Origin of the sequence: Spirosoma endbachense (assembly GCF_010233585.1) — a bacterium.
GTDB lineage: Bacteria > Bacteroidota > Bacteroidia > Cytophagales > Spirosomataceae > Spirosoma > Spirosoma endbachense.
On the sequence record NZ_CP045997.1, the window covers coordinates 5,923,377 to 5,939,708 of the forward strand.

Genomic DNA, 16,332 nt, shown 5'->3' on the forward strand with positions numbered 1-16,332 from the left:
TATTCGATTGCTCACTTGCAACCATTCGATTTTAAGATTATTTGATTGTCAATTTCCTGATAACTTGCTTCCAAAGCGGTACAGATTAATTCTAGCTTCTGTGAAAGTGGCTCATCTGACAGGTGCGCTGTTAGCTTACAATGAGCAAGTTTTTCTTTATTATAAACAATGTTGATGCTATATGCTTCCTCTAATTTTTTAAGTACATCAATAGCCGGGGTATCATCAAAGTTAAATGTAAATCGTTGAATAGGAAGATCTAGCAGCTTTTGGTCGACAATAACGGGGTTATCGATTTTATATTTATTTCGATTTATTTTTACTTTTTCATTTGGGTTCAAGACGAACCCATTCAAGGTATTACTTTCTAATTTTTGATTTTTATCTTGATCATATTGCAAGAAGACAGCAACTTTCCCGGTCTTGACAATGACTTCTATTTCAGAAGTTTTGGGCTGAGTTTTAACTGAAAAACTAGTACCTAATACCTTAGTTATTAACTCATTAGCATATACAAAGAATGGTCTTTTAGAATTTTTCTGGACTTCAAAAAAAGCCTCCCCCGATAAGATAACTTCTCGTTTTGTTTTATTGTATTGCCTGGGAGAAAAACAGATTTTACTTCTGGGCTGTAAAATTACAGAACTTTTATCCGGCAGATTTATTAGTATAGGCTTAGAAGTAAAATTTTCTTTTTCATAAATTTCACCTGTTTGTGCTTTGGTATTTTTTACAAGTTGGCCATATGAAACAAAAGATGGTCTGCTTAACCGTAACCATCCTAACCAAACGAAGGTTAGAACAATAGATGCAACTGCCACCCATTGAAAATAAGAGTAGAAACTAATATTTTTTCCTGATGATTCAAGCTCTTCGATTTCGTTTACTGGATTGGCTATATTCTGGTATACTTTTTTCAATCCACTGTCGAGGTTAAAAATGTACTGAGGGTGGCCATGTTCCCACTCATCTAAATATTGAAAAAATAATTCTTTATTCTCCGAATCCCTAAGCCATTCTTCAATAAATTTTCGTTGTATTGATGTCGTTTTCCCGTCAAAATAATCGAATATTATTTTTTTTGTTAAGATTGGTTTCATGACAAGTGTATTTTTAAATTCAGGTTGATGCACTAATAAAAAATGCAAAACAAATATATAGTTAATATATACTGAGAATTTAATTCCTCCCTTATTTTCGCTAATGCTCTACTTATAAGTCGCTCAACGGCACTCACCGTCAATTGCATTTCAGAAGCAACTTCACTATATTTTTTTCCCTCCAGCCTGTTTAATTGAAAGGCACGTCTCGCTTGCTGGGGAAGATGCTGGATAGCTATGTCTAACTTTTGGCTTAGTTCGTGAAAATGGGTAATTTCATCCGGTTGCAATACAGGGACTGTATTATTAGTTTGACTATCGATAGTGCAATTGTCAAAGTTTGTATTACGATTTAATTCAAGCTTTATATAATTATTAGCTCTGTTTTTTACCGAAATGTATAAATATGCTCTAAAGGAAGACTCAATATTTTCATGTATTTTGTTATTCCAGAAATTTGTAAACACTTCTGCAACAATATCTTCTGCAATTTCTTTCGAATAAACATAGCGAATTGCATGGTTGCATAGGTTTGTATAGTATTTTCGAAATAGTAACTCAAATCCCTCTTTTGGCGAGTTAACAAAACAGGTTTTAATGAAATATTCATCAGAAAAAACCCTGGTTTCTGGCAGATTCTTTGAGTTACGAATTGATTCTCTTTCAAAAGAAAACTCTTCTCTTTCTTCCTCTTCATGTACCATTGTTACGGATGCTAAAGCTTTTATATCTAAAAGCAAATCAAAATAACGTGATCGTCTTTGATCCTGAGCGAACTCAGTAATGAAGCAGTGCCAGAACTGCTTCATTCATAAAGGTCTTATTTATATCACTTACCAACGATTGCGTCATCCGCTCAAGCGTTAATTAATAGGTAGTCCTGCCCGGAGTTGGCTGGAATTGTCCTATTGGAAAGTCAGCTCAAGAGCCATTTGGTCGTTAGGTGAATAAGCTATAGTTTAAAATGTTCTAATTCTAAGACAAAGTTTTTTTAATTTACCCCACATATAATATAATAATATTTTTTCAAAGCAGATTTATATTCACTAAGTGATCGAGCAGCATTAACCTGAATCCTATTTTTGGTCTGTATTTCAGTGAAATCGTTCTGATATTCTTACCGAAGGCTTGATAATGGCAAAAAAGGCCTTTTTAAATGGCTCCAGGATAAGTAATGTACTTTTTGCCGCCAGCGATATTTGATGAATCGAACGCACGGGTAGCTCAATCGGGATCAGATGGTGTGCTTTAAGCAGGTGGGAGGACTACTTCTCATTTGGCTTGCCGATCCTTGATAGCCTGGCATCGACGAATAGTTCGCGGTGGCGCACCACCCATTGTCAAGGTCATAACAACCGATTTGGCGTGGGCTTGATTCAAAAAATGAGTGAGCGAGGCAACTACACAGGAGCCCGATAAGTGTTTTTCGCCGAAACATACAGATGATTATCTATCTAACCGCAGCCTTCCCCAGCAGATTAAATCGTTTAGTTGTTGTGAGAGCAACCAGCGGAATTGTGATTTCACTTACTTGAGCTTACTAAAATTTTATTTGCTGTATACCTGAAGGTATTCATTCGTACTCAGGTTTATGGAATAATATTCAGGTTGTCGTCTGTATTTTACAGATTGTGTTGGGCAGATATTAAACTATTCTAGTCATTAACCTCTTACTCCCTCCCCTACTTTCGTCCAGTTAAATGACCGTATCATAGGAACAAATTTTAACCGCCTTCAACTGGCATCCGTTTCCCATGCATTACAAGAATAATTCCTGAATGGGGAAAGCAACGAACCTACTCACTGGTGTGTCTTTAATGAACAAGCACATAATAGGCTTTCAGTAAATACTGAACCTATTTCCTGGAAGGACTTTACAGACTTTAGATTCATCCAGGATGAAGAAAACATGACAGTCTTGATGAACAGGCACGATTGACTTATTGAGTAAGTTTTGTTTTGGGCTTATCTAAAATTGGATCATTTACCACAGACCATGAACCGACGCTCGTTTCTTCAAGTCTCCCTTAAGGCGGGAGGAGTGCTTGTACTTGACTTTCGTATTCAGGCTGATCACCCCAACCCGACAAAGAATGAAGCGATTGAACTCCATGGCTTTATTAAAATTAGCCCAGATAACCAGGTGACAATAATGGCGACCCGACCCGAAATTGGGCAGGGTATCAAAACGTCATTACCCATGCTGATGGCCGAAGAATTAAACATCGAATGGGATAGGGTACGCATTCAACAGTCCCCTGTAGCCAGGCAGTATGGCGATCAGTTTACCGGCGGTAGTGATGCCATCCGCTCCTGTTACCTGGAGTTTAGACTAGTAGGAGCCACCGTACGGGATATGCTCGTTATAGCCGCTGCCGGGCAATGGCATGTGGACAAAAAAGATTGTTTTGCCGACAGGGGCAAGGTGCATCATCGGCCCAGTGGTCGACAGATTAGTTATGGCCAGCTGGCGGCTGCCGCAGCACAATTACCTATTCCACAGAACCCAGTCCTTAAACCATCCGAGGAATTTACCCTGATCGGTACTTCCGTTCGGGAAACGGACACGACTTCTATTGTACGAGGCAAACCTCTATTCGGCCTGGATGTACGGATACCCGGCATGCTCTTTGCCTGCTTGCTCAAACCACCTCATTGGGGGGCTCAATTGCTTTCCGTTGATGATCGTCGGGCTAAAGCAATCTCTGGCGTAAAACACGTTGTTCAATTACCCTCACAAGCTGACTCGGGAATGGGCGTGGGGGGCGTGGCCGTCGTGGCCAACTCGACATGGGCAGCTATGAAAGGGTGTAAGGCGCTGGAGGTGATCTGGAAGGAGGGAGACAATAAATTGATTAGTACGGTCAACCTTAGGCAACAGTTTCAGACCCTGTTAGACCGCTCTGATCTACCCGTTATTCGACAGGATGGCGATGCAGAGGCAGCTTTTCAGGCAGCGACTTATCAGGTAGAAGCCGACTATGAGTTGCCCTTACTGGCCCATGTAACCATGGAACCCCAGAATTATACAGCTCATGTCCAGCCCGACCGTTGCGACCTCTGGGGCTCTACTCAGGTGCCTACGGATGCCCAGAACCTTGCCGCCCGGCTGACAGGTTTACCCATGAGTGCTATCAACGTTCATCTAAGCCGGTCTGGCGGGGGATTTGGTCGCCGGTTAAATGCGGATTATGTCGTCGACGCAGTGCTTCTGTCAAAACAGGTTGGTGCCCCGGTGCAGGTGGTTTGGACCCGTGAAGATGATCTGCGTTATGATTTTTATCGTCCAGCGGGTATGTTTCGTGTCAAAGCGGGCCTTGATGCAGGAGGCAATTTAACGGCCTGGCATATGAAAGCGTCGACCACCTCCCGGTATGCGTTTCGAAAGTCAACCCGTCCCTCCCATATAACAGAGGTTTTTGCGGATGAATTACCGGCCGGTTTTACGCCCCATTTTCGGCTGGAGTATCAAAATCCAGTGTCACCCATACCAGTAGGTGCGTGGCGGGCACCGGGCCATAACGCTACGGCTTTCGTCATTGAATCGATGCTGGATGAACTGGCCTTCACTGCTGGCAAAGACCCGCTCAGGTTCCGATTAGATCTAATCGGTCAGCATGCGATTATGAAGTACCGCGATCATGGGGGTGATTACGATGCGCAGCAGTTGAAAGCCGTCCTACAACTGGCCACCGAAAAAGCCAATTGGGGAAAGTCACTGGCAGGGGGGCATTTTCAGGGGCTGGCGGCTCATGTTACCTTCGGTGTACCCGTAGCGGAGGTAGCCGAAGTATCCGTAAATGCTTCAGGTCAGGTAGTGGTGCATAAAATCACAGCCGCAGTTGATTGTGGTCAGCTTATCAATCTGAATGGAGCGAATCAACAGGTAACAGGGGCCATACTGGATGGGCTAAGCACAGCACTATTCGGTCAGATAACGTTGACGAACGGGGTTGTCGATCAGACGAATTTTCATCAGTATCGATTGTTACGCATCAACGAAGCACCACTGGTCGAGGTGCATTTCATCGAAAGTCATCGAGCGCCTAAAGGATTAGGGGAGATGGGTTTACCACCGGTTGCAGCAGCTGTGTGTAATGCCCTTTTTGCCGCCACCGGCAAACGCATCCGGCGTCTGCCGATTCACTTAGCGTCCCCATTCAACTAAGAAGGATTAAAAACTACAAAAAGGCCTTAGTCAAAAAAAGTATATCCTTCCCTGAGTTTGCCAGACATTAAAACGGATTTTACTTATTTACACTCTTCTCCTACCTTGCCACCGGTCAGAAAAACGTCCGATTCGAATTAAAGTGGCGTTGACAATTCTTTTATATCTGTCAACGCTAATCCGTAACATATGCTTTAATGCGGTGAAACGGACGTAGTCGCTTTGCCGTGCAGATGACATACAGCCCCACCCCTATTCAAAAAACCGTTCAATTAACCTTCCTATGATTTGAGTAGGTAATGGAAATTATCGCACCGTGCGGAACTCGTTTTTACTTAGGCGAACCCGATAGTACTGATTGGCCTGGTAATAAGTCGTTAATCGCTTCCGCTACGTCAATGGGCCGGTCAGACTCCAGAATACTGGCTCCGTCTTTTATGATGGCCCGATACGCGGCAGCTCGTTCTTCTGGACTCGACAATTTATCGTATGATGATGCGGCTGAAATCATGCACATGATGCCTTTTGCATTGAGCAATCGATACAGTTCCTGGTTTTCCGGTTTAACCGTTGGACCGATGTAAGCAATCATGTTGGCAGCCGGAATACCCGCTTTTTCGTAAGCGTCCAGTTCCTGCTTGTTTTTTATAAACACGGAAAACATCCGGTTTTTGTTGTCATCGTAATAATACCGGGCTTGTTCGGGGGTATGAACAGTGAGCATCATAAACGCATCGGCTTTGTGTTTTCGGAGAATTGCTGTCGTCATGGCAAACGGTACATCTTTTCGGTCCAGATTCAAAACGGTTTTCCCGCGGGCCCAGTCAATAGCTTCTGCCAGGGTAGGAATCCGGTGTTCCGTAACGTTTCCGTCTGCATCTTTTAGACGAAGCTTTTTTATTTCTTCCCAAGTATAATCCGACAGTTTGCCCCTACCCGTTGTCGTCCGGTCCAATGTAGCATCATGCAGGAGTACAATGACACTGTCTTTGGTCAGGCGCGGGTCAATTTCAAAAAAAGCGGGTGTGTGTTTGAGCGTATTCTCGAACGTAGCGATGGAGTTTTCAGGAAACCCCTTGACCATTCCGCCCCGGTGCCCACTGATGATAGGCGCTTTTTTTCCCGTCCAGCTGAAAAAGGCGTGAAGATCCTGAACCGTCTTGATCGGCAGTCGATTCATCGATTGCGCCTTTACCATACCAGCCTGGCTGAATACCAGTAGCATAAGCAATGCATTGAAAATTCGATTTGATTTCATGATTACAGCTGTGTACGTTTTAGGAATATGGACTCATTCGGGGCAATCTCAACGACTGTTCAGTTTTAGCAGGCTAAACTCGCCCATCTCATCTAGGCTGAACAGCGTAATGGATGAATTTTCCTGAACTAGTTTCCGGTAATTTTTTAGCGGCATTCCCAGCTTCCAGGCCATATAAAACCGGTTGACGGCATTGTGCGCGAAGACCAGAATCGTTCCGGATGGATGCTTTTTGGCAATCTCCTGAAAGAAATCGTCCACCCGATCCACAACCTCCATAGCTGTTTCGCCGTTTCCTCCCGCTCGTGTGTGGTCTGGAGCCAGGCACCATGCCTCCCAAAGTCCTGCATTTTCAGCAATAAACTCTTCCTTAGTTTTTCCCTCCCAGTCACCAAAATTGGCTTCGATCAGCCGATGGTCTTTAATGACCTCTTCATTCAACTTACCCGATGCAATCTGAGCTGTGCGGGTAGCTCGCTGCAACGGGGACGAATAAACAGCATCGAATGAAATGAATTTCAATACGTTAGCTGCCTGATGAGCCTGCTGAACTCCTTTGTCGGTTAAGCCAATATCGGTAGCGCCACAGTAGCGATTTCCGTCTGCATTCCAGCGGGTTTCTCCATGCCGGAGTAAATACACAGTTAGCATCGTTCTGTTCTTAGGTCAAAAATCCTTTTTCCTGAAGTGTCTGGATAAAACGTTCGTAGTTTCGGTCATAGGCCAGCATGAGCTCTTCGGACGGCTTTACCTCTTTTTCAATCTTCGTGAGCGTTTGAGCGGCCTGGGTGAGCGAGCGAAAATGCGTTTGCGAAGCAGCCAGAATAGCCGCGCCAACAGAACCCGTAACCTGAGTACATTTATAAACGGGACGCTTCAGGACATTACTACGTATGGTAAGCCAGGTATCGCTGTTACTGGCTCCTCCGGCTGTATAAATAGCGTTCACCCGTTCGCCTGAGAGGCTTTCGATCAGTTCATAGGCATAGCGTTCGACGTAGGCGACACCTTCCATATTCGCCGTAAATAATTCAGCATCCGAAAGGCCATCCGGCGCGAAACCACGTGCAGTTGCCGAAATAAACGGAAACCGTTCGCTTTGTTGTCGCAATGGGTAAGCGATAAAGGCAGTCGGAATGAGGTTCGCAGCCGCCTGATTAAGTTCGGCAAGATGCTCTTTAAAATTGGTCGTTATCCAGTCCGCACCGATATTGCTGGCTCCCCCTGGCATCCAGTATCCTTCTGGATGCCGGTGACTATACAGTCGACCTTCCGGGTCGTTCAGTTCCTGCGTCGTAACCCCTTTGACCACCAATGTAGTGCCGATGGTCGTGTTCCAGTCACCCGGCCGAACGGCGCCCGACGCGATCTGTGAGGCACATCCATCGGTCATGCCAGCCACGACCATCAGTTCGGGTATGCCTAATTCATTCGCTAATTTATGGCGTAAGGTTCCAATAGGCTTTCCCGAAGGAACAACGGTTTGCATCCACTCCCGTTTTAGCGGGAGCTGTTCAAACAGGTAATCGGGCCACTCAGCTTGGTGAACATCATAACCCGATTTCAACGCATTTGTATAATCCGTTACCCGGAAATTACCGCAGAGCATCCCGCTGATATAATCGGCCGCGTGAACCCAGGTACGTATCTGGCTGGTCTTCTGGGGGAAATGCCTGACAAACCAAACCATTTTGGATAAGCCACTGGACGCATTGAAGCCAGTATACCCTCCTGCATGATACTGTTCAGCTACCGCCTTACAGTGCTTGCCTTCGGGTGCTGGACGTAGATCGCTGTACATCAGGGCGTCATGAAGCGGCTCATTCCGTTCATCCAGCGGAATCACAGTTCCCGAAGTCGAGGTTACGGCTGCGGCTTTGACTTTCTGCAAATCAATAGTTCCCCTAAGTGGATACAGCATCATCCGCAGGCAACGCAGGCAAGCGGACCACCAATGCTGGGGTGATTGTTCTTCACGGGAGCGGTCGGTTAGCGGAAAGACCTCTTCCTGGCTTCCCCGAACCGTGCCGTTCTCATCTATCAGCACAACCCGTACCCCTTGCGTTCCTACATCTATGCCTATAAAGTATGCTGCTGGCATCAGTTCAGGAATTTGAAGGCGAGTCGTGCGCTTTTCCATTCATCATACCGAGCCTTCATGCTTTCTTCCGATTGTGGGATGACCTCTTCGAGAATCGTCTGCTCAACACCGGGTAAACCCAGCGCGTCGTTGCACACATATACGCCCCCTACCACGGAAGCCTGCCGGTATGTATCCCGAACGATAATTGTCTTCTGGGTCAGGTTGGCGATAAACTGACGTAGTGTCCGGCTTTCGACGCCCCCTCCGCAGGCCCAGATATAATCGGGCTGGTGGGGTGAAACGGCACACAGACTTTTGTAATTCTCAACGATGCTGCAGGCAATATCCCAGAGGGTTGCCAGCACAAAACTGCTCCGGTTGAGCTGGTGCGAAACAGGCGTATTGAAAATAAACCCACCCCGAATAAGGGGCGCTTTTTCATCGGCAATCAACGACCCCAGTGCCGCTACGCAGGGCGATTGTATTTCTTCGGCTAATTCCTGCTCAATGACTTCATACGGTTCATTCGGGTAAAAAATTTCCTTTAGCCGTTGGTAATTTAAGCCCGTAACGCCCGCATTGGCTTCGAGAACGAAGCTCGTTTCGTCAACGTGTCTACTGGTCCAGGTACGTTGTTGTTCGTCCGTAATATACCGGTCAACAAGCTTGATGATCGGCGTTGTCGTGCCCGAGACGATCACCAGATCGTCGATTGAGGGTTGCATACTTTTGATGGCGAGTTGGGTATCCGAGCCGCCCACAATGACAATGGCTTCTGGTGAAATAGCCAACTCGGTAGCTAGCGTTGGCAGGACCGCTCCCAGGATTGTTCCTGCCAATGCTAGTGGAGGCAGTATGGAGCTCTCTATATCAAAATAAGCACACAGCTCCGCTGACCATTGGCCGGCCGCTACGTCATAAAGCAGCGTTTCCGATGCCTGCGAATGTTCGTAGCGGGTCACGCCACTCAGTTGATACTGCACCCAGTCGCTAATACTCAGGAACGTAGCAAATTCCTCCCAGAGATTCGCCCGGCGGTGGCGCAGGCCAACCAGTTTCAAGGCTGAGAACAACGAGGTTGGGTACCGCCCGGTTAGCTCATAAACCCGGCTTTTATCGGAAATCATGTTTTCCCATTCGCGTCCCCGATGATCGATATTGGGCATGCCAATCAGGGATTCCCCAGCTTTGCCCAGTGCTACGATCCCTTCCCGTTGACTGGTAGCAGTAATGGCCTGGATTACTACGTTGGCGCTGTTAGCCAGCGCTGTTTTGGCCAGTCGCAAAATTTGCTGCCAGAGCTGGTTAGGCTCAAAATAAATTGATTCCGGGTACTGTTCATCGCGCTTATACTGCACATTTTCGCGCTCTACACTCAGAATAGCTCCGTCTGGTTGCGCGACAGCCACCCGGACATTTCCCGTACCGACGTCGATAATCAGATAGGCATCTTTGTTGATCATGTCCGACTGAAATTAGGCTTCACTGGTTACTAAAACCGACGGATTTACGAATTGCCGGATGTCTTTTTTATCCTCGACAAAATAGCTCCGCAATGCTTTATTTAGAATGTCGGCATGGTGATCTTCCACCTCAAACGTTGCCCCGGCAATGTGCGGAGTGGCCAGTACGTCGTCACGGTGAATGAGTTTATAGTCCAGGGCATCAGGTGGTTCATGGTCAAATACGTCCAGAATGGCGCCCCGAATCTGATTTCGTTCCAGCACATTCAGCAGGGCCTCCCGGTTGACGACAACAGCCCGCGCAGTGTTGACAAAAATGGCGTTGGGTTTCATCAACGACAACAGGCGGCCGTCGATAAGTCCTTTCGTTTGCTCGTTGACCGGCAGATGAATCGATACGACGTCACTAGTTTTGAAGACCTCATCGAGTTCTACTTTTTTATAGTACGGATCGTCTGACGTATAAAATGGGTCGTAGTATTGAATCTGCGCCGGAAAGTGCCGCACCAGTCCGGCAATGGTTTGCCCGACGGCACCGAATCCCACCATACCGATGATTTTCCCCGCAATTTCATTCCCTTTGAACTGAAGATACGACGTGTGAGCGCCAGCTTCCCAGTTTTCACCTTCCAGCCAGCGTATTCCCGCGAGCGTGTTGCGCATCAGTGTAACCAGATTGGCAATGAACAGTTCGGCTACGGCCTGGGCGTTCCGGGCCGGGGTATTGAAAACCGGAATACCTTTTTCGGTCGCTACGTTTACCGCTACATTGGACGGTGTTCCGCGACAGACGCCGATAAAGCGGAGTTTTGGATAAGCGTTGATAACCCCCGCCGTTACCTCATCATGTTCGATAATCAGCGCATCGGCCTGGTTATCAGCCAGTAAACGGATAAGTTCCGGTTCTGTATAGGCTCTTTCCTGTAATTTCCAGGGTCGGTACACAACCTGGCCGAATAGGTCCGTTAATTCATCCTGTGCCTTTTGGTGATAAGGCGCTGTGATTAGTATCTTCATATTGCTTGTTAGTCAGGTAATGACAATCGGTACGTAGTGATAAAGGCTCAGAGCGATCGGGCGGTAAGAGATGCAGCTCTAACTGGCATTGACTCTTTGGGCAACGTAATGAAGCGAGTCAGTACGGCGCTAATAAAATATAAACCAGCCAGCACCCAAACTACGCCTTCGCTGCCAATGGTACCGATAAAAAGCCCAACAAGAGCCGGGCCAACAAAGACAGGTAAACCGGCACCCAGGTTTAAAATAGCCATGGCAGCTCCTTTGTCTTCCTTCACCAGCGATGGAACCAGCGCCGTGAGCGGTACGTAACCCGCCAGCAAAGCCCCCCAGAGTACTCCACACAGTAACACCATCCCATAACTACCCGCAAACAAGACCGGCGAATAATAAAAAAGTAACGTCGTAATGCCACACCCTACGCCCCCAAACCACAGGATGGTATTACGCCAGCCTAACCGGTCACCCACAAAGCCGAAGATCAGGTTGAAGATAATATTGCTGGTAAAAATGGTTCCCCAAATCTGTAACCACTGAACGGTGCTGAATCCATGCGTTGCCATGTAGATGGGCAGGAAGACCGGAAAGGCAAACTGAGCAGTGGTGTTAATAATCCGTACAATGCCACCGATCAGCACTTTGGGTTCCTTCCTGATAATCGTAAGGCCGCTCAGCAGTTCCTTCGTTTTCGCTTCGGTAGTAACCGCCGATGGCTGAAAATGATCGCGGTTCAGGATCAGAGCGAAGAAAGCACCTACGGCTACCCAGAAAATGGACGTCCAGAGTGTGTTTTGGTATCCTAACCACTCGATGGCCCAACTAGAATACCAAGCGCCAAATACGTTCAGGCCGCCGGTAAACACAAACCAGAACCAGCCCACCGCCCGGCCCAGTTGATCGTGTGGAGTGCGATACGTAATCCAAACCAAAAAGGAGTAGGCAAATAACGGATAACCGAATCCACGGATAGCGTACGTAAACAGCATAACCGGAAAACTAAGCCTGGCCATGCCATAACCTACAAAACCAATCGTACCGATGATGTACAGGCTCAATCCGACCAGCATAGCCTTACGCGGACCATACCCTTCGGCGAGTACTCCCGACAACCACGATGAGATAGCAATCGTGACGCCATACACCGTAAACATAAGAGCAGACTGTTGAATACTCATACCATGTTCGATCAGGTACGGACTTAGCCAGCCCTGCTCAACACCATCGCCCATCATAAAGATCAGGATGCCGATGTAGCCCCAGGCTAATGGCTTTGGCAGGCCAACTTTTTCAAATACGGATGATGAATTCATGTTATAGTAAGTAAGATCAAGAAGGTTGTTATTATGTTACTTCCTGACGGAGTTGTAGGGTCGGCTTAAAATGAGCAACAAACGTCCAACTGAATCCGATAGAGGGTACCGTCGATGAGGTAGGCTGAACTATCCCGTTCGAAATACCCTACACCTTCGATGTCAATTCAGAGGGAGCCATTTATTTGTATTTTAACAATATTAACTATCCACAAACAAACAAATTTGATATCTTTGAAACAAATAAAAACTTAATTAAATTTTTTGAAAGCAATAAAATAAAGATTTAATAACTGTTATTAAAGTACTTATTGGTCATGAACCGACCGTTTATAGAGTAGTAACGTGTTAGTGCCCTGTATCAAAGCAATATCCTGGCGATTCGAAACTCCTGAGCCGATTTCGAGATCGGCTTGTTGATGAGAAAGCGTATTTAACGTAATTTCAACCATCGCTAGTGTTTAACACAACATAAATCTGCACTTACTGAAAGGCGTAACTTTATGGTAATAAGAAGTATGGCTGAACGACATCAGCTGATTCTGCAACAATTAAAGGAGTATGGACGGGTAACTATTCAGGAATTGAGCGACTTGATGGACGTGTCTGGTGTTACGATTCGAAAGGATTTGAAAGTTCTGGAAGACAAAAGTCTTATCTTCCGAACGCGGGGTGGCGGCTCCCTTGCCAATCCGTATGCCTACGAAAAGCCCGTTGATGAGAAAGCCTTGATTAAAGCGGAGGAAAAGCAAAAGATCGCCAAAGCGGCTCTTACGCTTATTAATCCGCATGATTCAATCATTATTGGGTCGGGTACAACCGTTTTTGAATTGGCTCGATGCTTATACCCCAGCAAGCCACTAACAGTTATCACGCCAGCGGTAAAAGTAGCCCAGGAGCTTAGCAACCGGGCTCATGTAGAAGTCTTACAGTTGGGTGGACTTATTCGACCCAACTCGTACTCTGTGGTTGGCTCACAGGCAGAAAGGATGCTGGAAAATTTATCCTGTGGCCTGTTATTCATCGGGGTTGATGGGATTGATTTCGACTTCGGTCTATCAATCAGTAACCTGATTGAAACGAGTTTAAATCAAAAAATGATTGAAACCGCTCAGCATGTAGCGGTCATGGCCGATTGGTCGAAAATCGGTAAGCGGGGTATCGGTAAAATTGGTGACCTGGACCAGGTACACTATTTTGTTACTGACTCGGGTATTTCTTCCGAAGCAGTCCAGCTTTTAGAAGATCGGGGGATCAAGGTCCTGATTGGTTAGTACTATGACGCGACCTTTTGAGGTAATTATTAATTCGCTTTTTATTTAATATACTTCATTCCAGAATGGCTAGGGCTTAAGAGTAAAGGATTAAAACTGCTCCTCCCTACGATACCCATCACCTGGCCGTCTTACAATACTATAGCTTTAAAAGTTGATTAGTGAGTTGCTAATGCCATGAGTTGTTCTTCAGTTGCTTTGTCTCCGCTTACCTCACCAGTCAATTGCCCTTCACGCATCACCAGAATGCGGTCAGATAAGGCCATGAGTTCGGGAAGCTCGCTCGAAATCAATAAGATAGCTTTCCCTTCGGCAGCTAACTGACGCAGCATCGCATATACTTCAGCTTTAGCGCCCACGTCCATGCCGTGAGTCGGCTCATCAACCAGCAATACGTCGGGATTAGTCAAAAGCCAACGTGCCAGCATTACTTTCTGTTGATTACCTCCGCTCAGCTTTCCAACATATTCTCGTACCGATGGCGTACGAATAGACAGTTTTTTCTGATACGTTTCGGTTAATTCCTGACTGGCGGATGCGTCGAACAGGCCAGCCTTTGTTCTGGGCGAACAAATGGTAATGATATTCTGTATAATGGTCTGCTCAACAAACAAGCCCAGCGACTTCCGTTCTTCGGGCAAATAACCGATGCCCAACTCCACCGCATCGGCCGGATGGGCGGGACGGATAGTCTTTCCACGAAGCAGAATAGTTCCTGAACTCGTTTGGGAAGCTCCGAAAATAGCGCGTGCAACCTCGGTTCGGCCAGCGCCAATCAGTCCGGCCAATCCCAGAATTTCGCCCCTGTTCAGCCGGAAACTTACGTTGCTAAAACCCGGCCCAGATACGTTCTCCAGAACAAGCACCGCGTTGTTGGTAGCGGTCGATGGCTGACGCGAAACCACTACATCGCGGCCAACCATGCGTCGGATCAGTTCAGTAGGGTTAGTCTCACTTATCGTTAGTGTCCCCTGATAGCGGCCGTCTTTCAGGATAGATACCCGGTCGGCCAGGGCGAAAATTTCATTCAGCCGGTGCGAAATGTAAACAATCGCCTTGCCTGATTCCCGAAGTTGCGTAATCAGTCGAAACAGCGTCTGGGTTTCTCGCTCGGTGAGCGAAGCTGTCGGCTCGTCGAGCAGCAGCAAATCCGGCGACTGCGATAAGGCCTTCGCAATTTCGACCATCTGCTTTTGCCCGGTCGATAAATTACCGACCAGCATCTGCGGCCTTAAATCCGGTAGTTTCAGGCGATCCAACAGCGAGGTCGTTGCGGCATACAACTCCTTATATCGAATTAGCCCCCACTGATTGCGGGGCTGTCGGTTTGCAAATATGTTTTCGGCTACCGACAGGCTATCGACCAAGCTAAGCTGCTGATACACAATCGCAATCCCTTGCCGGGATGCTTCAGTGGGGCCGCTCAGCTGAACCGGCTGATTACGTAGCACTAATTCTCCCGAATCAGGCGACAGATTGCCCGTCAGGATATTCATGAGCGTACTTTTGCCCGCGCCATTTTCGCCACAAAGAGCGTGAATTTCACCCGAATGCACAGCAAACGATACGTCATCCAGTGCTTTTACGCCCGGAAATTGTTTGCTGATAGCCGTAAGTTGAAGAAATGGCGTCATAGATAAACCGTTTCGTTACGTTGCGCTGAATCATAAGCGGCATAGACCAGTCGGATGGTTTCGAAGTTATTGGCTCCGGTGGTTTCAGCTCCCCCTTTCCCTTCTAAATCAGCCAGTATATTCTGGTTGCAGGCAACAATCGAGGCATGGACAATCGAATAATCCGGGTCGGCCCAGGAATAATAAGGTGGCGTAGCATCGACCTCATGCGTTCCGGCTTTCCTGGTGATCCGTAGTTTAAAATCATGCGTAAGTACCACGGAACCCGTACTGCCTTCTACCCGCACCAGTGTCTGCGGAAAGGATTCTTTTTCGAGCAGTGAGGCATACGACATTTCGGCAAAGCAGCTCAGGCCGCTTCGCATTTTCATCAGCACATTCGCTACATCTTCTCCCCGGATAATTGGATTAACGCGTATAGTCTGACACGATAGCCACTCCACTTCGCCAAATAAAAACCGGCATACATCAAGAATGTGCGAGCCAATATCGGTTAGGATAAACTGGTCTAGTTCGGCCAGAAACGGCTGATTATCAAACACTGGAAATGCCGAACAAAAGCTTACCCGCGCCTTAAATGGCTGACCGATTTCTCCCGAATCGAGTATGGCTTTTAAGCGACGTAGTGGAGTTTGCCAGCGAAAATTTTCATGGATATACAAGCGAACACCCGCCTGCTGGCACGTTTCGACCATTTGCCGTGCCGCTTCCAGACTTGGCCCCATCGGTTTCTGGCATATGATGTCAATGCTCCGTTCGGCCGCTTTGGCCGTGAAAACAGGGTGCGTATCTACGTCGGTAATAATGTCCACAAAATCCAGCTCATGAGCATGATTATCAAAGAGTTGATCTACATTATCATATACGTTTGGAACCCTGAATCGTTGGGCAATCTCATTCGCTCTGGCAAATGTTCGATTATAAACAGCAATTAATTCAACACCGGGCAGCTCCTGCCAGGCCGGAATCTGATAATTAGCCCAGAAGCCCGTACCAATAACAGCAAACTTTAGCATGGTTTCAGA

12 protein-coding genes are annotated in these 16,332 nt (G+C 46.9%); 2 read left to right on the forward strand and 10 right to left on the reverse strand.

Translation table 11 applies throughout. The features are described 5' to 3' along the window. Positions 1 to 11: 11 nt before the first annotated feature. The gene (locus tag GJR95_RS23880; RefSeq protein ID WP_162388250.1) at positions 12 to 1,100 is read right to left on the reverse strand and encodes a FecR family protein; all 1,089 of its coding nucleotides are present in this window, start codon (positions 1,098 to 1,100) and stop codon (positions 12 to 14) included. Between the two features lie 32 nt (positions 1,101 to 1,132). Next, positions 1,133 to 1,909, reverse strand: coding sequence for an RNA polymerase sigma-70 factor (locus GJR95_RS23885; protein ID WP_162388251.1), 777 nt, complete (start codon positions 1,907 to 1,909; stop codon positions 1,133 to 1,135). A gap of 1,187 nt (positions 1,910 to 3,096) precedes the next feature. Here GJR95_RS23885 and GJR95_RS23890 point away from each other — a divergent pair. Next, complete coding sequence (locus tag GJR95_RS23890; protein WP_162388252.1) at positions 3,097 to 5,268, forward strand: xanthine dehydrogenase family protein molybdopterin-binding subunit; 2,172 nt, start codon at positions 3,097 to 3,099, stop codon at positions 5,266 to 5,268. A 331-nt stretch (positions 5,269 to 5,599) separates the two neighbouring features. Here the strand turns inward: GJR95_RS23890 and GJR95_RS23895 are convergent, their stop codons facing one another. The 6 genes from GJR95_RS23895 to GJR95_RS23920 are packed head-to-tail and all read right to left on the reverse strand — an operon-like array spanning position 5,600 to position 12,399. Beyond that, positions 5,600 to 6,526: a glycerophosphodiester phosphodiesterase family protein gene (locus GJR95_RS23895; RefSeq protein WP_162388253.1), complete on the reverse strand. Its 927-nt coding sequence runs from the start codon at positions 6,524 to 6,526 to the stop codon at positions 5,600 to 5,602. A gap of 48 nt (positions 6,527 to 6,574) precedes the next feature. Continuing rightward, the gene (locus GJR95_RS23900; protein WP_162388254.1) at positions 6,575 to 7,177 is read right to left on the reverse strand and encodes a histidine phosphatase family protein; all 603 of its coding nucleotides are present in this window, start codon (positions 7,175 to 7,177) and stop codon (positions 6,575 to 6,577) included. Positions 7,178 to 7,187: 10 nt separating this feature from the next. Further along, positions 7,188 to 8,627 (reverse strand): FGGY-family carbohydrate kinase, encoded by a 1,440-nt coding sequence (locus GJR95_RS23905; protein ID WP_162388255.1) that lies wholly within the window; start codon positions 8,625 to 8,627, stop codon positions 7,188 to 7,190. Continuing rightward, on the reverse strand, positions 8,627 to 10,072 hold the full coding sequence (locus tag GJR95_RS23910) for an FGGY-family carbohydrate kinase (RefSeq protein WP_162388256.1): 1,446 nt from the start codon (positions 10,070 to 10,072) through the stop codon (positions 8,627 to 8,629). Before GJR95_RS23910 ends, GJR95_RS23905 begins: the two co-directional genes overlap by 1 nt. A gap of 12 nt (positions 10,073 to 10,084) precedes the next feature. Beyond that, positions 10,085 to 11,089, reverse strand: coding sequence for a 2-hydroxyacid dehydrogenase (locus GJR95_RS23915; RefSeq protein WP_162388257.1), 1,005 nt, complete (start codon positions 11,087 to 11,089; stop codon positions 10,085 to 10,087). Positions 11,090 to 11,136: 47 nt separating this feature from the next. Then, positions 11,137 to 12,399, reverse strand: a complete 1,263-nt coding sequence (locus GJR95_RS23920) for an MFS transporter (protein ID WP_162388258.1) — start codon at positions 12,397 to 12,399, stop codon at positions 11,137 to 11,139. A 518-nt stretch (positions 12,400 to 12,917) separates the two neighbouring features. On the opposite strand from GJR95_RS23920, the gene GJR95_RS23925 reads away from it, so the two are divergent. Then, complete coding sequence (locus tag GJR95_RS23925; RefSeq protein WP_232540849.1) at positions 12,918 to 13,673, forward strand: DeoR/GlpR family DNA-binding transcription regulator; 756 nt, start codon at positions 12,918 to 12,920, stop codon at positions 13,671 to 13,673. Between the two features lie 158 nt (positions 13,674 to 13,831). On the opposite strand, the gene GJR95_RS23930 is transcribed toward GJR95_RS23925, so the two are convergent. After that, the gene (locus GJR95_RS23930) at positions 13,832 to 15,307 is read right to left on the reverse strand and encodes a sugar ABC transporter ATP-binding protein (protein ID WP_162388260.1); all 1,476 of its coding nucleotides are present in this window, start codon (positions 15,305 to 15,307) and stop codon (positions 13,832 to 13,834) included. Next, on the reverse strand, positions 15,304 to 16,323 hold the full coding sequence (locus tag GJR95_RS23935) for a Gfo/Idh/MocA family protein (RefSeq protein ID WP_162388261.1): 1,020 nt from the start codon (positions 16,321 to 16,323) through the stop codon (positions 15,304 to 15,306). The genes GJR95_RS23930 and GJR95_RS23935 overlap by 4 nt, the downstream gene beginning before the upstream one ends. Between the last annotated feature and the right edge of the window lie 9 nt (positions 16,324 to 16,332).